The 22404-nt window shown below is 51.6% G+C and carries 24 protein-coding genes and 1 pseudogene; 9 read left to right on the plus strand and 16 right to left on the minus strand.

Annotation, left to right across the window (positions count from 1 at the left end; genetic code table 11):
* Positions 1 to 85: 85 nt before the first annotated feature.
* The 4 genes from potD to potA form a co-directional block, all read right to left on the minus strand.
* Positions 86 to 1132 carry a spermidine/putrescine ABC transporter substrate-binding protein PotD gene (potD, locus tag ACERJC_RS05090; protein ID WP_373671184.1) on the minus strand — a complete coding sequence of 349 codons (1047 nt, stop codon included), beginning with the start codon at positions 1130 to 1132 and terminating at the stop codon, positions 86 to 88.
* Positions 1133 to 1225: 93 nt separating this feature from the next.
* Entirely contained in the window at positions 1226 to 2017 is a 792-nt protein-coding gene (potC, locus tag ACERJC_RS05095; protein WP_152405049.1) for a spermidine/putrescine ABC transporter permease PotC, read from the minus strand.
* Positions 2014 to 2871, minus strand: a complete 858-nt coding sequence (gene potB / locus ACERJC_RS05100; protein WP_152405048.1) for a spermidine/putrescine ABC transporter permease PotB — start codon at positions 2869 to 2871, stop codon at positions 2014 to 2016. The genes potC and potB overlap by 4 nt, the downstream gene beginning before the upstream one ends.
* Entirely contained in the window at positions 2855 to 3991 is a 1137-nt protein-coding gene (gene potA, locus ACERJC_RS05105) for a spermidine/putrescine ABC transporter ATP-binding protein PotA (RefSeq protein WP_373671185.1), read from the minus strand. The genes potB and potA overlap by 17 nt, the downstream gene beginning before the upstream one ends.
* Before the next feature lie 251 nt (positions 3992 to 4242).
* Here potA and pepT point away from each other — a divergent pair, with 251 nt between their 5' ends.
* A complete protein-coding gene (gene pepT, locus ACERJC_RS05110; RefSeq protein WP_152405047.1) occupies positions 4243 to 5469 on the plus strand; it encodes a peptidase T in 1227 nt (408 codons plus the stop codon).
* Between the two features lie 103 nt (positions 5470 to 5572).
* Here the strand turns inward: pepT and roxA are convergent, their stop codons facing one another.
* From roxA to rluE, 8 genes are all read right to left on the minus strand, one after another.
* Entirely contained in the window at positions 5573 to 6694 is a 1122-nt protein-coding gene (gene roxA, locus ACERJC_RS05115) for a [50S ribosomal protein L16]-arginine 3-hydroxylase (protein WP_152405046.1), read from the minus strand.
* 96 nt (positions 6695 to 6790) lie between these two features.
* The gene (gene phoQ / locus ACERJC_RS05120; RefSeq protein WP_373671186.1) at positions 6791 to 8254 is read right to left on the minus strand and encodes a two-component system sensor histidine kinase PhoQ; all 1464 of its coding nucleotides are present in this window, start codon (positions 8252 to 8254) and stop codon (positions 6791 to 6793) included.
* Positions 8254 to 8925, minus strand: a complete 672-nt coding sequence (phoP, locus tag ACERJC_RS05125) for a two-component system response regulator PhoP (RefSeq protein ID WP_187696627.1) — start codon at positions 8923 to 8925, stop codon at positions 8254 to 8256. The genes phoQ and phoP overlap by 1 nt, the downstream gene beginning before the upstream one ends.
* Positions 8926 to 9091: 166 nt before the next feature.
* Positions 9092 to 10462: an adenylosuccinate lyase gene (gene purB, locus ACERJC_RS05130; protein ID WP_371894661.1), complete on the minus strand. Its 1371-nt coding sequence runs from the start codon at positions 10460 to 10462 to the stop codon at positions 9092 to 9094.
* A gap of 3 nt (positions 10463 to 10465) precedes the next feature.
* On the minus strand, positions 10466 to 11107 hold the full coding sequence (hflD, locus tag ACERJC_RS05135) for a high frequency lysogenization protein HflD (RefSeq protein WP_042320078.1): 642 nt from the start codon (positions 11105 to 11107) through the stop codon (positions 10466 to 10468).
* A gap of 36 nt (positions 11108 to 11143) precedes the next feature.
* Positions 11144 to 12250 carry a tRNA 2-thiouridine(34) synthase MnmA gene (mnmA, locus tag ACERJC_RS05140; protein ID WP_371894662.1) on the minus strand — a complete coding sequence of 369 codons (1107 nt, stop codon included), beginning with the start codon at positions 12248 to 12250 and terminating at the stop codon, positions 11144 to 11146.
* Positions 12251 to 12303: 53 nt separating this feature from the next.
* On the minus strand, positions 12304 to 12765 hold the full coding sequence (locus ACERJC_RS05145) for an NUDIX hydrolase (RefSeq protein ID WP_371894663.1): 462 nt from the start codon (positions 12763 to 12765) through the stop codon (positions 12304 to 12306).
* Between the two features lie 3 nt (positions 12766 to 12768).
* The gene (gene rluE / locus ACERJC_RS05150; protein ID WP_207105392.1) at positions 12769 to 13407 is read right to left on the minus strand and encodes a 23S rRNA pseudouridine(2457) synthase RluE; all 639 of its coding nucleotides are present in this window, start codon (positions 13405 to 13407) and stop codon (positions 12769 to 12771) included.
* Positions 13408 to 13607: 200 nt separating this feature from the next.
* Between rluE and icd the strand changes: the two genes are divergently transcribed.
* Positions 13608 to 14858, plus strand: a complete 1251-nt coding sequence (gene icd / locus ACERJC_RS05155) for an NADP-dependent isocitrate dehydrogenase (protein ID WP_152404981.1) — start codon at positions 13608 to 13610, stop codon at positions 14856 to 14858.
* A gap of 163 nt (positions 14859 to 15021) precedes the next feature.
* Here icd and ACERJC_RS05160 read toward each other — a convergent pair whose 3' ends face one another.
* Positions 15022 to 15321: a putative quinol monooxygenase gene (locus ACERJC_RS05160; protein WP_373671187.1), complete on the minus strand. Its 300-nt coding sequence runs from the start codon at positions 15319 to 15321 to the stop codon at positions 15022 to 15024.
* Between the two features lie 445 nt (positions 15322 to 15766).
* Here ACERJC_RS05160 and ACERJC_RS05165 point away from each other — a divergent pair, with 445 nt between their 5' ends.
* Positions 15767 to 16243, plus strand: a complete 477-nt coding sequence (locus ACERJC_RS05165) for a GNAT family N-acetyltransferase (RefSeq protein WP_373671188.1) — start codon at positions 15767 to 15769, stop codon at positions 16241 to 16243.
* Between the two features lie 277 nt (positions 16244 to 16520).
* A pseudogene (locus ACERJC_RS05170) lies at positions 16521 to 16676 on the plus strand (hypothetical protein); the annotation flags it as partial.
* Between the two features lie 55 nt (positions 16677 to 16731).
* Here ACERJC_RS05170 and ACERJC_RS05175 read toward each other — a convergent pair.
* Positions 16732 to 17181: an NUDIX hydrolase gene (locus ACERJC_RS05175; protein ID WP_373671189.1), complete on the minus strand. Its 450-nt coding sequence runs from the start codon at positions 17179 to 17181 to the stop codon at positions 16732 to 16734.
* An 860-nt stretch (positions 17182 to 18041) separates the two neighbouring features.
* Here ACERJC_RS05175 and cspI point away from each other — a divergent pair.
* The 4 genes from cspI (at position 18042) to ACERJC_RS05195 (ending at position 19136) form a co-directional block, all read left to right on the plus strand.
* The gene (gene cspI, locus ACERJC_RS05180) at positions 18042 to 18254 is read left to right on the plus strand and encodes a cold shock protein CspI (RefSeq protein ID WP_152406342.1); all 213 of its coding nucleotides are present in this window, start codon (positions 18042 to 18044) and stop codon (positions 18252 to 18254) included.
* Positions 18255 to 18264: 10 nt separating this feature from the next.
* Positions 18265 to 18453 (plus strand): cold shock small protein YmcF, encoded by a 189-nt coding sequence (ymcF, locus tag ACERJC_RS05185; RefSeq protein ID WP_080950054.1) that lies wholly within the window; start codon positions 18265 to 18267, stop codon positions 18451 to 18453.
* Positions 18454 to 18524: 71 nt separating this feature from the next.
* Positions 18525 to 18755 carry a hypothetical protein gene (locus tag ACERJC_RS05190; RefSeq protein ID WP_152404975.1) on the plus strand — a complete coding sequence of 77 codons (231 nt, stop codon included), beginning with the start codon at positions 18525 to 18527 and terminating at the stop codon, positions 18753 to 18755.
* Positions 18756 to 18962: 207 nt separating this feature from the next.
* Positions 18963 to 19136, plus strand: a complete 174-nt coding sequence (locus ACERJC_RS05195; protein WP_152404974.1) for a GnsA/GnsB family addiction module toxin — start codon at positions 18963 to 18965, stop codon at positions 19134 to 19136.
* Between the two features lie 130 nt (positions 19137 to 19266).
* Here the strand turns inward: ACERJC_RS05195 and fdhF are convergent, their stop codons facing one another.
* Entirely contained in the window at positions 19267 to 21414 is a 2148-nt protein-coding gene (fdhF, locus tag ACERJC_RS05200) for a formate dehydrogenase subunit alpha (RefSeq protein WP_286633114.1), read from the minus strand.
* Between the two features lie 462 nt (positions 21415 to 21876).
* Here fdhF and ACERJC_RS05205 point away from each other — a divergent pair, with 462 nt between their 5' ends.
* Positions 21877 to 22125 carry a GlsB/YeaQ/YmgE family stress response membrane protein gene (locus ACERJC_RS05205; RefSeq protein ID WP_046479627.1) on the plus strand — a complete coding sequence of 83 codons (249 nt, stop codon included), beginning with the start codon at positions 21877 to 21879 and terminating at the stop codon, positions 22123 to 22125.
* A 140-nt stretch (positions 22126 to 22265) separates the two neighbouring features.
* On the opposite strand, the gene ACERJC_RS05210 is transcribed toward ACERJC_RS05205, so the two are convergent.
* On the minus strand, positions 22266 to 22364 hold the full coding sequence (locus ACERJC_RS05210; RefSeq protein WP_152404972.1) for a YoaK family small membrane protein: 99 nt from the start codon (positions 22362 to 22364) through the stop codon (positions 22266 to 22268).
* Positions 22365 to 22404: the final 40 nt, after the last annotated feature.

Here is a 22404-nt window from a genome sequence, read left to right on the forward strand (position 1 = left end):
CCGGGTGACGGCTTCGCCTTACCCGGCCTACGGATGAACGGCTTGTAGGCCGGATGAGCGCAGCGTCATCCGGCATGGTGCTGAATTAGCGTCCTGCTTTCAGCTTCTGATAGTACTCTTCGTAAATTGCGCTGGCGGGGCCGACGTCGTTCTGCCATTCGCCTTTGCTGATAGTCTCCGCATCCGGGTAGAGCGATTTATCATTGGCGACTTCCGGACTTAACAGCTTACGTGCCGCCAGGTTTGGTGTCGGATAGCCGATGGTTTCCGCGACTTCTTTCGCCACGTCCGGGCGCAGCAGGAAGTTAATCAGCTTCAACGCGCCCTCTTTGTTTTTGGCGTTTGCCGGAATTGAGAGGCTGTCCATCCAGAAGATGCCGCCTTCTTTCGGCCAGACTACCTCCAGCGGCGTACCAGCCTGGCGCGCGACGAAGGCGGAGCCGTTCCACACCATGCCCAGATTGACTTCACCTTCCATATACGGATTCGCCGGGTTGTCAGAGTTAAACGCGGCGACGTTAGGCATCAGCTTTTTCAGCTCGTTATAGGCCGCTTCAATCTCTTTCGGATCGGTGGTGTTACCGGAATAGCCCAGCTTACGCAGCGCCATCTGGAACACTTCGCGTGCATCGTCGGTCAGCAGCAGGCTGCCTTTGTATTCTGGCTTCCAGAGGTCAGCCCAACGGGTGACCGTTTTCGGGTCAATGCTGTCGCTGTTCACGCCGATAGCCGTCGCCCCCCAGATGTACGGAATGGAGTAGTCGTTGCCTGGATCGAATGGCTTGTTCAGCATCTCAGGATTGAGGTTGTTGAAGTTGGTTAACGTTGACTTGTCGATCTTCTGAATCATGCCCTCTTTACGCATCTTGTCGACGTAATAGGTGGAAGGCACAACCAGGTCGTAGGCGCCGTCTTTGTAGGTTTTGAGCTTGGCATACATGGTTTCATTCGACTCGTAGGTCGAATAGATGACCTTAATGCCGGTCTCTTTAGTGAACTGTTCCAGCAGTCCTGGCGGAACATACTCGGTCCAGTTGTAGAAATAGAGTGTTTTACTGTCGTCCGCGTGCGCGGCGCTCATTCCCATTGCAAGAGCGCCTGCCGCGAGCAGGTGGCGTGACCATTTCATCATTTTAACGTCCCCTGAGATTAGCGCCTGACTCTCCAGGCTATTTTATTCATCATTCTGGCTGCGTGCTGTCCGCAGCCAGAATGACGTCAACAATTACGCCTGGCGAGACAGGCTTTTCGTTTTATCACGAGCAATAAGCTGGCTGGCGATCACCAGAACCAACGATAACACCAACAGAATGGTCGCCAGCGCATTCACCTCCGGTGAAACGCCGACTTTCACCATTGAGTAGATCTTCAACGGTAGAATTTCATAGCCAGGCCCGGTCACGAACGACGAAACCACCACATCGTCCATCGACAGGGTAAAGCTCAGCAGCCAGCCGGCGGCGACTGCGGGCATTGCCAGCGGCAGAATGATTTTGCGCAGGATGGTGATTTCGCTGGCACCCAGATCTTTTGCCGCTTCCAGCATCCGTACGTCAAACCCTTTCAGCCGCGAATAGACGGTCACCACCACAAAAGGCAGGCAGAAGGTGATATGCGAAAACAGCAGCGACCAGAAGCCCAACTGGATGCCCAGCAGCATAAACAGCACCAGCAGTGAAATGGCCATCACGATATCTGGCGACATCATCACCACAAACAGCATTCCGCTGACGAACGGTTTACCGCGAAAACGGTAGCGATACAGCGCAACGGCAGTCAATGACCCGATGAGAGTGGCGAACGTTGCGGAAAAAATGGCCATCGTCAGCGAGTGTTGCGCCGCTTGCAGCAGGCTGTCGTTGTTCATCAGCAGGCCATACCATTTGGTCGTAAAACCCTGCCAGTTGATGCCAAAGCGCGAACTGTTAAAGGAGTTCACAATCAAAATAATGATGGGAATGTACAGGTACGCGTAGATAGCGGTCATAAAACCGCCGCGAAGCAGTCGACCGATCATTCGAGTTCTCCCTTTTTGTTCAGCAGTCGGGAGGCGCGCCAGTAAACCAACAGCATCAGGCCCATCACAATCGTCAGCGTAATGCTGGTTGCCGCACCAAACGGCCAGTCACGGATATTGAGGAACTGAACCTTGATAACGTTACCGATCAGCAGGTTTTTCGCGCCGCCCATCAGATCGGAGACATAGAACAGCCCCATCGCGGGCAGCATCACCAACAGGCAACCAGCAATAATGCCCGGCATGGTCAGCGGGATGATTATCCGGATAAAAGTCTGCAACTTACTGGCACCCAGATCTTTCGCCGCTTCCAGTAACGGTCTGTCGAGCTTCTCAATGCTGGAATACAGCGGCATCACCATAAATGGCAGCAGGATATACACCAGACCGATAATCACCGCGCTCGGGGTGAACATGATGCGCATTGGCGTCTCGATCACCCCCAGCCAGAGCAGAAACTCGTTCAGGTAACCCTTCGTGCTGAGGAAAATTTTCAGCCCATAGATGCGGATCAGCGAGTTGGTCCAGAAGGGGACAATCAGCAGAAACAGCAGCAGCGGGCGGACTTTCTCCGGCAGTCGCGCCAGAAACCAGGCAAAAGGATAGCCGAGCACAAGGCAGGCGAGCGTGGCGATCAGCGCCATATTCAGCGAGTGCAGCAGTACTTCAAAATAGAGCGGATCGAGCAGGCGCGCGTAGTTGTCCAGCGTAAAGACCATTTTGACGAAGCTGGCATCGTCGCGGGTCAAAAAGCTGGTGCCAATGATCATCAGGTTGGGCAGAAAGACAAACAACACAAGCCAACCGACGATAGTGACAATCACCACATTCTGGAATTTACTTGTGTTCTTCATCAGCCAGTACGACCTCCCAGCTTTCTACCCAGTTAATGGCCATTTTCTGGTCGAGGGAGTGGTCAAAGTCCGGATCGTCTTCGTTGAAGAATTCACTGACCATCACCATCTTGCCATTTTCCAGTTCAACCACCGACTCCAGCGTCATGCCCTTATAGTTACGCTCGCGGACGTAGCCAATCAGGCCGTCAATGTGATTGTCGTCGTTGATTTCATCCACGCGCAGATCTTCCGGGCGCAGCAGAACGTGCAGTTTCTGTCCAGGCTCGACGGCGAAGTTGACGTAGATATTGCATTCACGGCCTTCGACGTTAGCACGAACGCGCTGTTCGTCCAGACGCTCGATTACCGTGGCGTTAAACATGTTAATCTCGCCAATGAATCCGGCGACAAACAGGTTTTTCGGCTCTTCGTAGATTTCACGCGGTGTGCCGTCCTGTTCAATTCGCCCATCGCGCATAACGACGATACGATCGGACATGGTCAGGGCTTCTTCCTGATCGTGCGTCACGAACACGAACGTGATGCCGAGCTTACGCTGCAAGGCTTTCAGTTCGTTCTGCATCTGCTTTCGCAGCTTATAGTCCAGCGCGGAGAGGGATTCATCCAACAGTAGCAGGCGCGGTTTGTTGACCACCGCACGGGCAATCGCCACGCGCTGCTGTTGTCCCCCGGAGAGTTGATGCGGTTTACGCTGAGCGAACTCTTCCAGTTGCACCATTCGCAGTGCTTCCAGGACGCGCGGGGTGATGTCGGCGGCGGGGGTTTTCTGCATACGTAATCCGAACGCCACATTTTCAAAGACGGTCATGTGGGGGAATAACGCATAGCTTTGAAAGACGGTATTCACATAGCGGTTTTCAGCCGGTACGTGGGTGATGTCCTGGTTATCGAGCATGATGTGCCCGGACTCTACGGTTTCCAGACCGGCAATCAGGCGCAAAACGGTTGTTTTACCGCAGCCAGAAGGGCCAAGCAGCGTGAGGAACTCGCCATTATTGATTGTCAAATCCAGCTCGGAAATGACCTCTTTTCCATCGAAGCTTTTGCTGATACCTGACAAAAGAACCAGCGGTGAAAGCGAACGCGGTTGTTTATTCAATTTTTTACTCTGTCCCATGTAGACGCAACGGATGGCTGACCGATGCGGGGTTTGTGGTTGACCACCTTGGTGACTCTTAATGAGGGCCGTAATTCTACGGCAAACCGTTGTCATCGCCAATGTTTGTTGCCAATAACTGACGTAGTCTTATAGTCAGTAAGGGGTTCGGAAGCGAAATATTCTCGTTTGCGGGGATAAAAGTGACCTGACGCAATATTTGTCTTTTGTGGCTTACTGATAATGTTGTCACAAATAGTGAGGGTGACTGCATGGATAAACTACTTGAGCGTTTTCTGCACTACGTTTCATTGGATACCCAATCGAAAGCGGGTGTGAGACAGGTTCCCAGTACTGAGGGACAGTGGAAGTTATTAAATTTGCTCAAACAGCAGCTCGAAGAGATGGAGCTGGTCAATGTGACATTAAGTGACAAAGGGACGCTGATGGCAACGCTTCCAGCGAATGTCCCTGGCGATATCCCTGCTATTGGCTTCATTTCCCATGTGGATACCTCACCGGATTTTAGCGGTAAGCACGTGAATCCGCAGATTGTTGAGAATTATCGCGGCGGTGATATCGCTCTGGGCATTGGCGATGAAGTGCTGTCACCGGTGATGTTCCCGGTGCTGCATCAGTTGCTCGGACAAACGCTGATCACCACCGACGGCAAAACGTTGCTGGGTGCGGATGACAAAGCGGGTGTGGCGGAAATCATGACCGCGCTGGCGGTGCTGAAGCATAAAAATATTCCGCATGGCGATATTCGCGTCGCTTTTACGCCGGATGAAGAGGTCGGCAAAGGGGCGAAGCACTTTGATGTTGCGGCTTTTGACGCCAAATGGGCCTATACCGTTGACGGTGGTGGCGTGGGGGAACTGGAGTTTGAGAACTTCAATGCCGCCTCGGTGAATATCAAAATCGTCGGCAACAACGTGCATCCGGGGACGGCGAAAGGCGTCATGGTAAACGCATTATCCCTGGCGGCGCGTATTCATGCCGAGGTTCCGGCGGATGAAAGCCCGGAAATGACCGAAGGTTATGAAGGTTTCTACCATCTTGCGAGCATGAAGGGCACCGTGGATCGCGCGGACATGCACTACATCATTCGCGATTTCGACCGCAAGCAGTTTGAAGCGCGCAAACGTAAGATGATGGAGATAGCCAGGAAGGTCGGGAAAGGGTTACACCCCGACTGTTACATTGAACTGGTGATTGAAGACAGTTATTACAATATGCGTGAAAAAGTGGCTGAGCATCCGCATGTACTGGATATCGCTCAGCAGGCGATGCGTGACTGTGACATTCAACCGGATATGAAACCGATCCGCGGCGGCACCGACGGCGCGCAACTCTCTTTCATGGGATTGCCGTGCCCGAATCTGTTCACCGGTGGCTACAACTATCATGGCAAGCATGAGTTTGTGACGCTGGAAGGCATGGAAAAAGCGGTGCAGGTGATTGTACGGATTGCCGAGTTAACGGCGAAGCAGTCGTAGCGTGGCTGATGCCGCATGGCGTGACGCTTATCCGGCCTACAGGACATTTGAACCGTAGGCCGGATAAGACGCATTAGCGTCGCCATCCGGCATAATCTCCATGTTACCCTTCGAAGAACCAGTATCCGCTGTTGACCAGGGCTGCCAGCATGGCGAGGAACGAGGGATCTTCCAGCGCGTCACCAAAATTCTCCGCGGTCAGCACGATATGGCTGGCGAGCGCTTCCAGCGCCGGACGGTGCGGGGAATCAATTTTTTCGCCATTGGCATAAACGTCATCGCCCACACGCAGTACCCGTAATCCTCCCAGACGCACCAGCACATCGCCTTGTTTCAGGGCATCGTAGATCTCATCAGGCTGATACGGCGGCTCCGGCGGTGCAATATCCAGTTCATGACGCGACTGGGAGATAAACTCGCCAAACCACTGTTTGAAATGCTCCGGCTGATTAATGAGATCCAGCATCATGGCGCGCAGTTTGTCCATTTCCTGCGGCAGAACGTCGGCAGGATGATCGCGAGGCGGCATATCGGGGTCGCTGTAATACGTGCTGCCCAGTTCACGTTGCAGGACATAGTCGGCAAAACCGCTGATCAGTTCGCGGGTATTCGGTGCGCGAAAGCCAACCGAATAGTTCATCGCGTTTTCCAGCGCATAGCCTTCGTGCGGGAATCCCGGCGGAATGTAGAGAATATCGCCTGGCTCCAGTTCTTCATCAATGATGGCTTCAAAAGGATCCACCTGCAGCAGATCCGGATGCGGGCAGTGCTGTTTCATCTGCAGCTTTTCACCCACCCGCCAACGGCGGCGACCGGTTCCCTGAATGATAAACACATCATACTGATCGAGATGCGGACCTACGCCACCGCCGGGTACGGAGAATGAGACCATCAGATCGTCAATACGCCAGTCGGGCAGGGCGCGGAAGGGGCGCATCAGCGCGGCGGTCGGCTCATGCCAGTGGTTCACCGCCTGTACCAGCAATGACCAGTTATTTTCGCCGAGATGGTCATAGCTTTCGAACGGACCGTGGCTGACCTGCCATTTACCATCCTGATGGCTTACCAGACGGCTATCGACTTCGCTTTCCATCGCCAACCCTGCCAGTTCGTCAGGAGAGAGGGGATCGATGAAGTTATTAAAGCCGCGTTTTAACACCACCGGGCGCTTTTGCCAGTGACGTTCAAGAAATTCGGGCCAGTTGAGTGTTAATTGGTATTCCATATTGAGCTTCCACAGGCTGGGGCGGGTATCTGTCACCGATTATAACGGATGCTTAACCAGATGCGTGCAGTTGGCTCATATTTATTACATTTTGGTTTAGTCGTCTTTCGGCCCCGGCTGCTGATGACCAAAAATCACCTCCATGTGCGCGCCGCCGAGCAGGCTGTCGCTGGCAACAATTTTACCGTCGTATTGCTCGGTGATCTCTCGCGCCACCGCCAGCCCGACGCCTTGCCCCGGACGCATCGTATCCACTCGTTGACCGCGGTCGAATATCAAATCGCGCTTGCTCTGTGGGATCCCCGGACCGTCATCTTCCACCACAATGTACAGATGATCGTCGGTCTGACGGGCAGAAATTTCGACAAACTCCAGGCAGTACTTACAGGCGTTATCCAGAACGTTGCCCATTACCTCAACAAAGTCGTTTTGCTCACCGACGAAGCTGATTTCCGGCGAGATATCGAGGCTAATGTTCACCCCTTTACGCTGATACACTTTGTTCAGCGCCGACGTGAGACTATCCAGTAGCGGCGCGACCGGATGCAGCTCGCGACTCAGCAGGACGCCGCCGCCGCGCATGCTGGCGCGATGCAGATAGTAGCCGATTTGCTGAGAAATCCGGCTGATCTGTTCGAGCATCACCGGCTCAGCGTCACTGACGCTCATCTTTTCACTGCGCATTGAGCGCAACGTACTTTGCAGCACGGCCAGCGGCGTCTTCAGGCTGTGGGTGAGGTCGGTCAGCGTAGTGCGATACTTGTCATAACGTTCGCGCTCACTTTTCAGCAGGCGGTTCAGGTTGCGAACCAGACTGGTCAGCTCACGCGTTGTCGCAGGGTTTAGCTGTTCGCGATGATGTTCTTCCAGTTCCCGCACTTCGCGCGCCAGCGCTTCGATAGGGCGCAGGCTCCACCAGGCCGCGACCCAGAGTAGAGGAATGACCAGCAGCAGGTTGGCCGCGAGCACATAGATAAACCAGCTCCAGACCATATAGGAGCGTTTAAGCTCAATCGGAATGGTATCCACCACCACAATCGTCAGTTGCGGCATTCGTGCCGTGGCCGGGTAGACGTTCACCGCCACCGAATGGGTCATTTCGGCGGCGTCGTCATCTTCCCGTACCTCCTTCAGCTGTTCCTGAACAGAGTGATCGTCATTAAGCAGCGTGCTGGTGGCGCGGATATCGGCTTCAATCTCATGGAAACCGTTGCTTTTCAGCCAGTCAGGCTGAATCAGTCTCACCAGCCAGGGCACATCACGCTGGGCCCACAGCAGTTTGCCGCTCTCATCATAGATAAGCGACATCGTGGGGCTTTGCATGTCGAGGTGCTCGGGAAGTTCGACGTGGATCTTATTGTCTTCCCATTTGGCGAGAGTATAGAAGAGGTTACTTTCTCCGCGCAGCAGGCGAAATGTCGTCTTATCAAAGCTTACGCTATAGCCGACCAGCGCAACCATGCCATAGGCAAGAGAGAGCACCAGCACCACGCCGGCGGTGGCCAGCAGAAAGCGCAGGCGCAGAGACAGCGGGAAAAGATGACGCAACAGTTTATTCATCAGCGCAGTTCGAAAAGATATCCTTGGCCCCGCACGGTGGTAATGACGTCGTCCGGATATTGCGCCTGTATTTTTTTACGCAGGCGCCCCATCAGCACGTCGATGGTGTGACTTTCACGCAACTCGGCGTCCGGATACAACTGCAACATCAGCGAGTCCTTGCTGACCACTTTGCCATTATTGCGGATCAGCGTTTCCATAATGGTGTACTCAAACGCGGTCAGCTTAATCACCTCATCATTGACCGAAAGTTCACGGCGCGAGAGATCAACCTGGAAAGGGGGAATAGAAATAATTTGCGAAGCGTGGCCGCTGTTACGACGCATTAGCGCCTGCATCCGCGCGGCGACTTCTTCAATATGGAACGGTTTGGTGACGTAGTCATCCGCACCCGCGCTCAGTACCTCCACTTTATCCTGCCAGCTTTCACGGGCGGTCAGGACGAGGACCGGGAGGGAAACGTCGTTGCTCCGCCAGCGGCGAATCAGTGTAAGTCCGTCTTCATCCGGGAGACCCAAATCGACGATCGCGATGTCAGGCAGGTGTTCGTTAAGGTAATAATCGGCTTCTTTGGCATCTTCGGCATCGTCAACCTGATGTCCGGCATCCTGAAGCTGAACTTTCAGGTGATGACGTAATAACGCATTATCCTCAACAACCAGTACACGCATCATCTTTTCTCACTGTATTTACGATATGAATAGTTTAACGCTGATTATGGAGTTGCGGGGATAAACATTTCATAAACCGGGGGAAAGAGGGAGGGAAGTGCCGGATGGCGGCGCAAGCGATGTGCAGGAAGTCGGCCCGGTGACGTTGTGCCACCGGGCCAGGTATTTATTTCAGCTCATCAACCATAGTGATCGCACGACCAATATAGTTGGCCGGGGTCATGGCTTTCAGGCGGATTTTCTCGTCGTCCGGCAGCGGCAGGCTGTCGATAAATTGCTTCATACCTTCAGCGTCGACGCGCTTACCACGGGTTAACTCTTTCAGCTTCTCGTACGGTTTTTCAATGCCGTAACGACGCATCACGGTCTGGATCGGCTCGGCCAGTACTTCCCAGTTGTGATCCAGCTCATCCAACAGACGGTCGCGGTTCACTTCCAGCTTGCTCACCCCTTTCAGTGTGGACTGGTAGGCGATCAGCGCATAGCCGATACCCACTCCCAGGTTACGTAGAACGGTGGAGTCGGTCAGATCGCGCTGCCAGCGGGAAACCGGCAGTTTGCTAGCCAGATGCTGAAGCACCGCATTAGACAGGCCCAGGTTGCCTTCGGAGTTTTCGAAGTCGATTGGGTTCACTTTGTGCGGCATGGTGGAAGAGCCAATTTCACCGGCGATGGTTTTCTGCTTGAAGTGGTTCAGCGCGATGTAACCCCAGACGTCGCGATCGAAGTCGATCAGAATGGTGTTAAAGCGGGCGATACAGTCAAACAGTTCAGCAATGTAGTCGTGCGGCTCAATCTGCGTGGTGTACGGGTTCCACTGAATACCCAGCGAAGTGACGAACTCTTCGCTGAACTGATGCCAGTCCACTTCCGGATAAGCGGCAATGTGGGCGTTATAGTTACCGACGGCACCGTTGATTTTGCCGAGGATTTCCACCTGGTTAAGCTGGCGGAACTGACGTTCCATACGATAAGCCACGTTAGCCATCTCTTTGCCCAGGGTTGACGGCGTAGCCGGCTGGCCGTGGGTGCGGGAGAGCAGGGGAATATCGCGATACTGCACGGACAGATCTTTGACCGCGTCAATCAGTTGACGCCAGTAAGGCAGCACCACTTCATCACGGGCGGTTTTCAGCATCAGCGCGTGAGACAGGTTGTTGATGTCTTCAGAGGTGCAGGCGAAGTGAATGAATTCGGACACCGCATGCAGTTCCGGGACATTCGCCACTTTCTCTTTCAGAAAATACTCGACCGCCTTGACGTCGTGGTTAGTGGTGCGCTCGATGGTTTTAATACGCGCCGCATCTTCTTCATTGAATTTCGCGACGATAGCATCGAGGAAACCGATTGCGTCGGCAGCAAAAGCAGGAACTTCCTTGATCGCTGCGTGCGCGGCCAGTTTTTGCAGCCAGCGTACTTCTACTTGTACACGGTATTTCAGCAAACCATATTCGCTGAAAATCCCGCGCAGCGCGCTGACTTTATCGCCGTAGCGTCCATCGACAGGGGAAACGGCGGTCAGTGAGGATAATTCCATAGATCACAACTCCGGGGTTAAATGAGCAAGAATTTGTTTTGCCTGAGTCGTCAGGCGATTACGAGAAAACATTAACTGCAGACGGCCCCCGCCGACCTGATGCCAGAGCACGGCGGCGCGAATGCCGGCCAGAAGCGAAGCGCGAACTTTGGCCTGTACCTGCGGGCTTTGCAACACGGCAGGGGAACCGGTCACCTGAATGCGCGGACCCAGCGGGCTGATAACATCGACATAGATACCGGCCATCGCGCTCATCAGCGTTTCAGACTGCAGATCAAAGTGATCGAGCTGGCGTTGCAGGCCGTTGATCCGCTCGCCCAACGTATCGAGCGCGCCTTTGGCGGCGGTGAGTTTACGCTCGAGCACCATCAGGCTAAGCGTATAGCGAGTCAGTTCCGCATTCAGCCCCTGACGGCTGCTGGCATTCAGCACGCCGAGCAGGGTTTCCAGACCGAGGCGCAGATTGGCCTCGCTGCCGCCGAACACGCCCAGGGTTGAGCTGGGGTTCATATCGATAACGCTGTTCAGTGAGACGTGGAGCGCATCGGCATCACAATGTCCCTGGTGCGCCAGTTGTTGCACCAGGCGTGCTGACTGGCAGATTCCAGCCAGTGCGAGGGTGATGTCATAATAATTCTTTGCCACGATCACTGCTTCCTTGTATCAGTCCAGAGAGAATAATTATACCGGCAGGGGCAGTCGCTGCTCGATAATACCGCCGCCGAGGCATACTTCGCCGCGGTAAAAGACCGCTGACTGGCCTGGGGTGACGGCGGCAACCGGCTCGTCAAACATCACCTCGACGCGTTCGGCATCCAGGGCTTTAACGGTGCACGGAATGTCGGTCTGGCGGTAGCGGGTTTTCACCGTGCAGCGCATCTTGCCGGTGAACGGCAGGCGATCGACCCAGTGCAGCTGCTGCGCAATCAGACCGACGGACATCAGACGCGGATGCTCATGACCCTGAGCAACCACCAGAATGTTGTTCTCAACATCTTTGTCCACCACGTACCACGGATCTTCCGTTCCTTCTTTGGTACCGCCGATGCCCAGACCTTTACGCTGACCCAGCGTGTGGTACATCAGCCCCTGATGCTGACCAATCTCTTCGCCGTCCACGGTAATGATTTTACCCGGCTGTGCCGGCAGATAGCGGCCCAGAAACTCGCGGAACTTACGCTCGCCGATGAAGCAAATGCCGGTAGAATCTTTTTTCTTCGCGGTTACCAGCCCCAGGTCTTCGGCAATTTTGCGCACCTTCGGTTTTTCCAGCTCGCCAACCGGGAACAGACTTTGCGCGATCTGCTCATGGCCCAGCGTGTAGAGGAAGTAGCTCTGGTCTTTATTGCTATCTACTCCGCGCAGCAGGCGGCTCTTACCGTCGACATCCGCCCGACGAACATAGTGTCCGGTAGCGATGTAATCTGCGCCCAGATCTTCTGCAGCAAACTCCAGGAAGGCTTTAAATTTGATCTCTTTGTTGCACAGAATATCCGGATTCGGCGTACGGCCCGCTTTGTACTCTTCAAGGAACAGTTCAAAGACGTTATCCCAGTATTCTGCCGCAAAGTTTACGGTGTGCAGTTCAATGCCGAGCTTGTCGCAGACGGCCTGAGCGTCGGCCAGATCGGCTGCCGCTGTGCAATATTCCTCACCGTCGTCCTCTTCCCAGTTCTTCATGAACAGGCCTTCTACCTGATAACCCTGTTGTTGCAACAGCCAGGCGGAAACGGAGGAATCGACACCGCCGGACATGCCGACGATCACTTTTTTTGGGCTTTCTGACATTGGAATACTCACGACATTGAACTTCAAGGCGGCATATTCTAGCACGCAGCCCCTTACTTGACACCCTCTGTAAACGGCCAGTTAAATGCGCCGATCGTCTCCAGCGGGTAACGCATTCCGCTCTGATAGCAGCGAACGCTTTCGGCAACCAGCGGAGAACGCAGGTTTGTGGCGTTGAGGAGGGTGTCAGCGCTCACCCAACGGCAACAGTCGATATCGCTGTCATGGGGTTCGGTGTCGCACATATTGGCAAGTTCAATGGAGAACAGAAACCGCAAAAACGGCGTGCGGTCCGGTGCAATCCACTGATGCATGCGAATGAAGTGCTGAGGCTGCGCTTTTATGCCAGTCTCTTCCCACAACTCCCGAGCAGCGGCCTGCACCAGCGTTTCATCTGCTTCCAGATGCCCGGCGGGCTGATTCCATAGCGCTTTTCCGCTGATGGTTTCTTCAACGATTAAAAATTTGTCCTCTGCATGAACGATGCAGGCGACCGTGACGTGCGGTTTGAACATGACCTATCCTTTATTTTCTTCTTCAGTGGCATCTCGCCATTCACCGTTGGCCAGGTTCTCCAGGGTGTAATCGCCCATCGCGTAACGGATCAAGCGCAATGTGGGAAAACCAACGTGTGCGGTCATTCGTCGCACCTGGCGGTTACGGCCTTCATATAAGGTCACTTTTAGCCAGCAGGTCGGGATGTTCTTACGTTCGCGAATGGGCGGATTGCGCGGCCACAGCCACTCGGGCTCCGCGACCACTTCAATACCGGCAGGCAGGGTGGGCCCATCGTTTAACGTCACGCCATTGCGCAGCGCCTCCAGCGCCTCCGCCGTCGGTTCACCTTCTACCTGCACGTAGTAAATCTTCCCGGTACGCTTGCCGGGCTGCGTCAGTCGCGCCTGTAATGTGCCGTCATTGGTGAGCACCAGCAACCCTTCGCTATCTCTGTCGAGACGACCCGCGGCGTAAACGCCCTGCACAGGGATGAAATCTTTCAACGTGCTGCGTCCAGCCTCGTCGGTAAATTGTGGCAAAACATCGTAAGGTTTATTGAACAAAACCACGCGTTTTGGCTGGTTTTCTTTCCGACGCTTAGTGACTTGTCGCTGGCTGAATCGCTCAACCCGGTGATTTCTAAAAGAAGTTTTTTGCATGGTATTTTCAGATCTTATCAATTGCCGCATTATAGCCTAATAATGAGTGTCTTTCATGGCAGCGAACATTAGGGTAGTATTGACATGCTCATTACAAAACATTAACAAAAAATTGCTCTAACGCAGTCGTGCAGCAGGACGCAAAAGCACATGCAGCGCGATGACAGACGAGCAACCAGAAGCGCTCGAAGGAGAGGTGAATGGAAAGCAAAGTAGTTGTTCCGGCAGAAGGTCAAAAAATCACCCTGAAAGACGGCAAGCTAAATGTGCCGCACAATCCGATTATCCCATTCATTGAAGGCGACGGCATCGGTGTTGATGTTACCCCTCCGATGATCAAAGTTGTCAACGCTGCCGTTGAGAAAGCTTATAAAGGCGAGCGTAAAATCTCCTGGATGGAAATTTACACCGGTGAGAAATCCACCCAGGTATACGGTCAGGACGTCTGGCTGCCGACGGAAACCCTGGATCTGATTCGTGACTACCGCGTGGCGATTAAAGGCCCGCTGACCACCCCGGTTGGTGGCGGTATTCGCTCTCTGAACGTTGCGCTGCGTCAGGAACTTGACCTGTACGTTTGCCTGCGTCCTGTTCGTTACTATCAGGGCACCCCAAGCCCGGTTAAACATCCGGAACTGACCGACATGGTTATCTTCCGTGAAAACTCAGAAGACATCTACGCCGGTATCGAGTGGAAAGCGGACTCTGCAGATGCAGAAAAAGTGATTAAATTCCTGCGTGAAGAGATGGGCGTGAAGAAAATTCGCTTCCCTGAACACTGCGGTATCGGTATCAAACCGTGCTCCGAAGACGGTACCAAGCGTCTGGTTCGTGCGGCGATCGAATACGCGATCACTAATGACCGTGACTCTCTGACCCTGGTTCATAAAGGCAACATCATGAAGTTCACCGAAGGCGCGTTCAAAGACTGGGGTTACCAGTTAGCGCGTGAAGAATTCGGTGCTGAACTGATCGATGGCGGCCCGTGGATGAAAATCAAGAACCCGAACACCGGTAAAGAGATCGTGGTTAAAGATGTGATTGCCGATGCGTTCCTGCAACAGATCCTGCTGCGTCCGGCCGAATATGATGTGATCGCCTGTATGAACCTGAACGGTGACTACATCTCTGACGCTCTGGCTGCACAGGTAGGTGGTATTGGTATCGCCCCTGGCGCAAACATTGGTGACGAGTGCGCGCTGTTCGAAGCAACGCACGGTACGGCGCCGAAATACGCCGGTCAGGACAAAGTTAACCCGGGCTCTATCATCCTGTCCGCTGAGATGATGCTGCGCCACATGCAGTGGTTCGAAGCCGCAGACTTGATTGTTAAGGGTATGGAAGGCGCGATTGCCGCGAAGACCGTGACCTATGACTTTGAACGTCTGATGGAAGGCGCTAAGCTGCTGAAATGTTCAGAGTTTGGTGACGCGATCATCGAAAACATGTAATCCAGTATCTGGGTTAAACAAGAATGGGAGCCGATGGGTTCCCGTTTTTTTTACCCCTTTTAACGTTCGCTGGAAAATCGTTAAATGGATAGAGGATTACTTTAGGTCTTGCGTAGAATTGGCTTCCACTCTGGGTTAGTCCACTTCATGCCAGAATCGAACGTTATCTCTCTGGATCCACCCGACCATCCATCAGAATGTACTGCGCCGCTTTACGCGCGTATTGATCAATCAAAGGAACAAGCCGAGTGAAATGCTCGCTGGCGCAGTGTGCATCGAGTGCTGTCCGGTCAGGCCACTCTTCAATGAAAATAAAATGCCCCGGATCCCTTTCATCCTGGTACAAATCATAAGCAATATACAAAGGCTCTTTCTTCGTTGCGGCGATGAGTTCGCGGTAGAAAGGGAGAACGGTTTCGACACACTCAAGTTTGATAAAATCTTCGGCGATGACCTTTAGCATGCGAACTCCTTCATTAAAAATGGTGCAAGGCTCTTTACGTGTAATTCCAGCCTGAAGGGCTGGTCAGAGCCAGAAGCGGGCCTGGTAGACTCAAGAGGTTGGATATATTGAATGTTTAATCAAGATTTTTACTTACAGTAAGCTGTAGATAACAGCGTTCCAGTAACCGTTGCCCTGTCGACGATACTCTTTCCAGCCCATCGATACGAGTTCCTTTGCAATCAGTCGATTCATCACCCCATGACCCATAAGCAGAACAGGCCCGTTTACTACTTTTACCGATGTCACCAGGATATCCGCAGCCTGAACGGCGCGTTGTTTAGCTATCTTATGCTAATCACCTGGCCTGAACGCATATTTAGACGTGAACACGATTGACGATAGAGATCTGCGTTGTTATTAATATATTCATATTTTTCAGCATGATAAGGTTGAGGATCCCGATATGATTTCTTTTCGAGCGATGACAAAAGATGAGTATTCTGCTTATCTCGAATATTTCGTTAATGATTATGCATATGAGATCGAATCAAACTACGTGATCTCCCCTCGTGATTCTCTTGCCAGAGCGAAGCAGGAAATAGCGGAAATGCTTCCCGATGGAATTAATACACATGGGCAAGTATTAATGTGTATTGTTGCTCATTCGCACAATACTAACAATCATGTAGGTTATCTCTGGTACAAACCAGACTCGACTAAGCGCACTGTTTTTATCTACGATTTTCATATTTTCAACTCCTGTCAGGGATTAGGACTTGGCAAACAATCTCTACGTGCTTTCGAAGAGTATCTGCTGGCGAAAGGATTTAAAGAGATCAGATTGCGTGTTGCAGGTGATAATGCTCGCGCCCGGCATGTTTATGAAACCAGCGGATTCGGAGTGACGGGTATCAATATGAGTAAATCTATTACGGGTTGAGACACTGACACGCAATAAAAGCCGGCTGTATCGACGAAACTATGTTCGCTATTCGCTCATAACTGGCCCGAGTCCTGATGTTTATTCGAGGCATGTCACACCACAAAATACTAACCAAAAGAAAACTAAGTGCTTCAAAACAGAGCAGAAAACTTTCCCAAAACGACAAATACAATTTTGTTAATCAAGGTGCTGCGTCATGAGTGATTGAGTCTTTTTTACAGACTGAAAGTTGAATAAATTGATATTTATCATAGAGTTGAAAAAATTCTATGCACTGCTGGGCCACATGCAGTGGTTCGAAGCCGCGGACCTGATCGTCAAAGGGATGGAAGGCGCGATCGCCGCGAAGACCGCGACCTATAACTTCGAACGTCTTCGGCGCTGCATATCTCGTCCCTGTCGCGCCGCAACTGTTACGACGGGTAAGTGAACGGGAAATACAGTTACAGTCTATGCAGGCATGAGCTATCACACATTCGGCTGGTTCATTTTACCCATGCCAGATAATGGCTTATATAAACCTGATATTCTTTGTCCATATTGTCAGGTAAATCATTCGGAGAAAAAAAAGCAAGCTCCAGCCCTTCTTCGGGGTCATTCACTATTTCTCCACTCCAGTCACCAGACCAGAAAAGGGATGTAACGACGTTGATTTTGTCCTGGTTGTGAAGTGTAAATGTATATTCCGGACCGGAAAAAACGCCCAGTAAAGTCAGGTTGTGGACATCAAGATTGGTTTCTTCCTTAACTTCACGTATGGCTGTTTCTTCCAAAGACTCACCCGGTTCAAGAAGCCCGCCGGGCAGGCCCCATGTTCCGTCCCGTCGATGTTGCAGGAGGATACGCTGATTTTGGTCTGTCAGAACGACATTAGAACCCGCCAGTAAAAGCAAACGATGACCAATCATGCTGCGCATCTGCTGTACATAGTCCATTACTCACTCCTTTTCGCATGGTCAAAACGGAGGATGCCGCAGCCATATCGTTTAGGATAACGAACTGCAGCAACGGCCAGGTTGTTCATGCCGTGGCGCGCGCGAAAAGTATATAACGCAATACGCTTGTTACCACCTATTTTGTCCGCGCTTTGTCGCTGCGCTAACTGCCTGGGTGCTTCATTAAAAAGCCGCGCAGTTGCCAGTCCCCAGACACCATTTTTATGGACCACCGGTGCGTAACCCTGGACTGATGCCGCAAAGCACACCGCAGATCTTGCCGCCGTCGTCACAAGAAAAACAACCGTAGCCAACGCCGGATTGCACGCAACATGCTCGTAGATATTGCACCAGAAGCATGAACGTTAGGTTGTCATCGCTGATGAACGCGACATGGCAGGAGTGACTTTTCAAAGACATATGAGTCCTGAAGAAACACTAAAAGTGTATTGTCGGGAGAAGAGTCACAAGAAATATCGTCGATTAACGTAACAGTATGTTCTGTCGCTGAAAAACAGAAAAATGGAGGGGGAAAATGAGACTCTTCCATGAGCCAAAATCCCTCACAACTTAGGGCGATAGATAAAGGTCAGAATCAGCATGGCATAATTTCTGATTAAAGCTATTTATATTATTTTTTTGTTCGTTAGTAGCGGGTTAACTGACTTACAAAACTATACCTTGCTATGTCGCGTTAATCATGCGTTAATGGAGTTCTGGTTTGTTATGAATTTATCTGAAGCAGTCACTAGAATAGTTTTATTATTTGTTCCTGTTGAGACTTCCTTGTTGGTTTTTCCTCTCTGATAATTTTTTTTCGGACCATTCTGCCCAAGGGCTTACTCAAAAAGGTAATGATTATGTCTAACAAAATGACTGGTTTAGTTAAATGGTTCAATCCTGAAAAAGGTTTTGGTTTTATCACTCCAAAAGATGGTAGTAAGGATGTATTCGTCCATTTCTCTGCTATCCAGAGTAACGATTTTAAGACGCTGAATGAGAATCAGGAAGTCGAGTTCGGTATCGAGCAAGGTCCAAAAGGTCCCTCGGCAGTTAACGTCGTGGCGCTTTAAGGAAACTGCTATTACTAATAATATTCACTTCAGATGCCCTTGTTGCCATGGGTCTCAGTACAGAACGTCGTCTTTCGATGTCACTGATAGAAATCCTTTCGGCGCGAAATGTATTTTTTGCAAAACTACAATGATAACATTCGATAATATTGCAATGTACATTCGTTCTGGTCAGTCTCCATTGGATTTCAGAAAATAAAACTCAGGCTCCTTTGGGAGCCTTTTTTATTTTTAAGCTATTCTTATTAACGGAGTCATCACGGAATAATTATGAAAAAAGTGATAGTATTTTTTAATTCAGAATCGGCAGTAGTCGTATCAGTCATGAAGAGTATTACTACAATAATGCGTGAGTACCCTAATGGGGAAAAGGCACACCTGCAAGTCATGTCCGCAGGTTTCCCGTCTCTCACTGGAGATCATAAAATAGTTCATGTTGCCTCTGATCGGGCTGTCACTTCGGAAGAAATTATTGCGGCGGCATCAAAGCTCTTTAAATAACGAATAATAGTCCTCCATGAACGCCAGTAAAACTGCGGATTGCTGTTTGCTTCTTGAGCAGGTTTGGTATAAACCATATCCACTAACCTCTTGATTATTGAAACTTTACTTCATATCGTTTATAGATATCAGTGGTTGTATAAGTTTTCACATGAATCATGGGATCTGCTGGGGGCATCGATGCCGTTACAGACCAAGAGGTGCATAATGAAAATCGAAGAGTTAAAGAGAAAAACTGAAGCGGATATTTCTGATTTTATTACCAAAAAAATAGTTGAGCTCAAAAAAAAGACAGGTAAAGAAGTCTCTGATATCCAGTTTACGGCGCGAGAGAAAATGACTGGGTTGGAAAGCTATGACATCAAAATTAATTTGATCTAGCGGTCATCGACAACCAGCGCTAATGAAAGCATCATCTTATAAAGAGAGGGTGCTTTTTTATTATCAAACTCAAACCACCTCCACTGGAGGTGGTTCCCGTTCATTTCACCCGCTACGCGATGTCGTTACGCTATTCAATCGCCTCGCAAAGTCGCGTCTTCATGTCACGGTAGGTCTGCGCAGCATAGCGTTCGGCCCACTGCTGATCGACAATCTTCTCGACCTTAACCGCACAATACTTGGTTTCCGGCGTTTTTGAGATAGGGTCGAGATTATCCTGCGTTAATTCATTACACGCGCCAATCCACCATTGATAGGTCATATACACTGCCCCGTGATTAATACGTTCGGAGACATCCGCCCGACTGATCACTTTTCCCCGGCGCGAGCTAACCCACACCAGGTCGCGATGGCGAATGCCCGCCTTTTGCGCATCCTGCAAGCTGATTTGCACATAGCCGGGTTCATCGGCAAGCGCCTGCAGCGCGGCACAGTTACCGGTCATAGAACGACAGGAATAGTGACCGACTTCGCGCACCGTACACAAGACCAGTGGATACACCTCGTCAGGGACTTCCGCAGGGGCGCGCCACGGTGCGGCAAACAACTTGCCTTTACCGTCTTTTGTGTCAAAGCGGCTGTTTTCATACAGATATGGCGTACCGGGGTGGTCAAGGTCGGGGCAGGGCCACTGGATATGTCCCATATCGCCCATCTTTTCGTAAGTCACACCATAGAACAGTGGGCACAGCTCACGCATCTCATCCCAGATTTGCTGATTGTTTTCATAGTGCATGGGGTAGCCCATTTCGCTGGCAAGCAGGCTGATAATTTCCCAGTCGCGCTTCACGTCACCGGTAGGTTCAATGGCTTTTTCAAAGCGCTGGAAGCCCCGATCGGCACAGGTGAATACGCCGCCGTGCTCCCCCCAGGAGGTGGCGGGTAAAATAACGTCCGCCATCTCGGCGGTTTTGGTCATGAAAATATCCTGTACCACGACAAAATCCAGCGCCGCGAAACCGTCGCGCACCAGTCCCAGATCGGCTTCTGTTTGCAGCGGATCTTCCCCCATGATGTAGTAGGCTTTGATTTTGCCTTCCAGCGCCAGATGCGGAACTTCGGTGATGCGTGTGCCGACCTTGTCGTCCATCCGGCTGGCGTCGATTCCCCAGGCGCTGGCGAATTTCTCTCTGACGGCCGCATCGGTAACATCCTGATATCCGGGAAAGAGATTAGGTAATACGCCCATGTCGCAGGCTCCCTGGACGTTGTTCTGTCCTCGAACCGGGCCGACACCCACGTGAGGACGACCGAGGTTACCGGTCAACAGCGCAAGGCTCGATAATCCGCGGACCACATCGACGGCCTGACCAAACTGCGTCACGCCCATCCCCCACATTACGGTTGCTGAAGGGGCTGCGGCAAAGGTCCGCATCGCCTGACGCACCTGTGAGGCCGGAACGCCGGTTAAGTGCTCGACGGCTTCCGGCGAATAGTCCTTAACCGTCTGCCAATAGGCATCCAGCCCTTGCGTATGCTTGTGTACGTATTCTTTATCGTAAAGCTGTTCTTCAACGAGGACGTAACCAAAGGCGTTTACCAGCGCCATATTGCAACCGTTATTCAGTTGCAGATGCTGGTCAGCAATGCGGGCGGTTTCTATGCGGCGAGGATCGCAAACAATAATCTTCGCGCCATTCTGACGCGCGTTGATCACCCGACGCGCCACAATCGGGTGAGAGTCTGCACAGTTGTAGCCGAAGATCAGCAGGCATTTGGAGTTTTCTATGTCGCTGATGGAATTACTCATCGCGCCATTGCCCAGCGTTTCCTGGAGTCCGGCCACTGAAGGTCCGTGACACACGCGGGCGCAGCAGTCGACGTTGTTGGTATTGAGGACCGCTCGGGCGAATTTTTGCATTACATAGTTGGTTTCATTGCCGGTGCCGCGTGAGGAACCGGTAGTCATAATGGCGCGCGGGCCTTCGCTGTCGCGAATTTCCAGTAAACGACGGGCGGTATAGCGGATCGCTTCATCCCAACTGACCGGGGTAAATTTGCCGCCTTTTTGGTAGCGGATCATCGGACGGGTGAGGCGGGGGGTCAGAAGGCGGGTATCGTTGAGGAAGTCCCAGCCATAGTACCCTTTCAGACAAAGCTGGTTCTGGTTGGTAACGCCCTCAGCCGCTTCGGCGCGGATGATTTTGTTATTTTCAACAACAAGCTTAAGCTTGCACCCGGCCCCACAGTAGGGACAGACACTGGTGATTTTTTTCATCAATAACAGACCTGTTAAAAGCTGAAATAGCGCAAATTGTGACGAAGCCAGCGCGGAGCCGCTGAAGCTTCGGGTTGTCGTCATGACGCAGAGGATAAGCACAATACGTGCCAGAGTGGCAAAGTCAGCGTTGACGCGGCTCCAGGTAGAGCCGACAGGAAAAATGACAGTGAGTTCGACATAAATGACGAGCTGGCGTCAAAAAAAGGCCCGCACGAAGGCGGGCAAGAAATACTGGAAGCAATGTGAGCAATGTCGTACTAAATACCTGAGTTATTTACTCAACTATTCAGTAATGAGAAAGATAATCTTTATCATCTAAACTTGCAACCCCATCTTTTGTGGGAGAAATCAGAAAGCTCAATTAGGTGATGTACATCACAAATTTCAATTTCCTGACGATGTGCTATCCTTTTTAACGGCGAATAAACCGCTAACGTAAAATCGATAAGCGAGGAAAAAATGGGCATTATTTCATGGATTATTTTTGGTCTGATTGCAGGTATTCTGGCGAAGTGGATTATGCCTGGTAAGGATGGTGGTGGATTCTTTATGACGATCATTCTGGGGATCGTCGGTGCCGTGGTGGGGGGATGGATCAGTACCCTGCTTGGCTTTGGGAAAGTGGACGGCTTTAATTTCGGCAGCTTCGCGGTGGCGATTATTGGTGCTATCGTAGTGCTGTTTATCTACAGAAAAATCAAAAGCTAAGACGCAAAAATTGACTGACAAAAGGCGACCTGAGGGTGGCCTTTGTCATTTTGGGCCAGGTGTTACCACCAGCCCAGTTCGGTACCCAGCACCACAACTACTGCAACGACAATCATAATCAGCGTCGTTTTTTTCATGATTTACGCCCCCGGTGCGGCATAGCCACCGATAAAAAACCAGGCCAAAAAAACCACGGCCGTAATGAAAATGACGACGGGAAACAGTACACCCAGTCTCATGCGATCACCTGTCTGAATTATGCAAAGAGCTGCAAGGATA

The sequence above is a fragment of the Citrobacter telavivensis genome (assembly GCF_041807075.1).
GTDB lineage: Bacteria > Pseudomonadota > Gammaproteobacteria > Enterobacterales > Enterobacteriaceae > Citrobacter_A > Citrobacter_A telavivensis.

Bases quoted from the DNA above. Each gene is read 5' to 3' on its own strand.
- rluE (WP_207105392.1), bottom strand. From the start codon at position 13,407: ATGCAAAAAACTTCTTTTAGAAATCACCGGGTTGAGCGATTCAGCCAG.
- fdhF (WP_286633114.1), bottom strand. From the start codon at position 21,414: ATGAAAAAAATCACCAGTGTCTGTCCCTACTGTGGGGCCGGGTGCAAG.
- pepT (WP_152405047.1), top strand. From the start codon at position 4,243: ATGGATAAACTACTTGAGCGTTTTCTGCACTACGTTTCATTGGATACC.
- potA (WP_373671185.1), bottom strand. From the start codon at position 3,991: ATGGGACAGAGTAAAAAATTGAATAAACAACCGCGTTCGCTTTCACCG.
- ACERJC_RS05160 (WP_373671187.1), bottom strand. From the start codon at position 15,321: ATGCTAAAGGTCATCGCCGAAGATTTTATCAAACTTGAGTGTGTCGAA.
- ACERJC_RS05195 (WP_152404974.1), top strand. From the start codon at position 18,963: ATGAAAATCGAAGAGTTAAAGAGAAAAACTGAAGCGGATATTTCTGAT.
- purB (WP_371894661.1), bottom strand. From the start codon at position 10,462: ATGGAATTATCCTCACTGACCGCCGTTTCCCCTGTCGATGGACGCTAC.
- phoQ (WP_373671186.1), bottom strand. From the start codon at position 8,254: ATGAATAAACTGTTGCGTCATCTTTTCCCGCTGTCTCTGCGCCTGCGC.
- potC (WP_152405049.1), bottom strand. From the start codon at position 2,017: ATGATCGGTCGACTGCTTCGCGGCGGTTTTATGACCGCTATCTACGCG.
- roxA (WP_152405046.1), bottom strand. From the start codon at position 6,694: ATGGAATACCAATTAACACTCAACTGGCCCGAATTTCTTGAACGTCAC.
- ACERJC_RS05210 (WP_152404972.1), bottom strand. From the start codon at position 22,364: ATGAGACTGGGTGTACTGTTTCCCGTCGTCATTTTCATTACGGCCGTG.
- phoP (WP_187696627.1), bottom strand. From the start codon at position 8,925: ATGCGTGTACTGGTTGTTGAGGATAATGCGTTATTACGTCATCACCTG.
- ACERJC_RS05175 (WP_373671189.1), bottom strand. From the start codon at position 17,181: ATGGACTATGTACAGCAGATGCGCAGCATGATTGGTCATCGTTTGCTT.
- ACERJC_RS05205 (WP_046479627.1), top strand. From the start codon at position 21,877: ATGGGCATTATTTCATGGATTATTTTTGGTCTGATTGCAGGTATTCTG.
- potD (WP_373671184.1), bottom strand. From the start codon at position 1,132: ATGATGAAATGGTCACGCCACCTGCTCGCGGCAGGCGCTCTTGCAATG.
- ACERJC_RS05145 (WP_371894663.1), bottom strand. From the start codon at position 12,765: ATGTTCAAACCGCACGTCACGGTCGCCTGCATCGTTCATGCAGAGGAC.
- potB (WP_152405048.1), bottom strand. From the start codon at position 2,871: ATGAAGAACACAAGTAAATTCCAGAATGTGGTGATTGTCACTATCGTC.
- icd (WP_152404981.1), top strand. From the start codon at position 13,608: ATGGAAAGCAAAGTAGTTGTTCCGGCAGAAGGTCAAAAAATCACCCTG.
- mnmA (WP_371894662.1), bottom strand. From the start codon at position 12,250: ATGTCAGAAAGCCCAAAAAAAGTGATCGTCGGCATGTCCGGCGGTGTC.
- ACERJC_RS05165 (WP_373671188.1), top strand. From the start codon at position 15,767: ATGATTTCTTTTCGAGCGATGACAAAAGATGAGTATTCTGCTTATCTC.
- cspI (WP_152406342.1), top strand. From the start codon at position 18,042: ATGTCTAACAAAATGACTGGTTTAGTTAAATGGTTCAATCCTGAAAAA.
- ACERJC_RS05190 (WP_152404975.1), top strand. From the start codon at position 18,525: ATGAAAAAAGTGATAGTATTTTTTAATTCAGAATCGGCAGTAGTCGTA.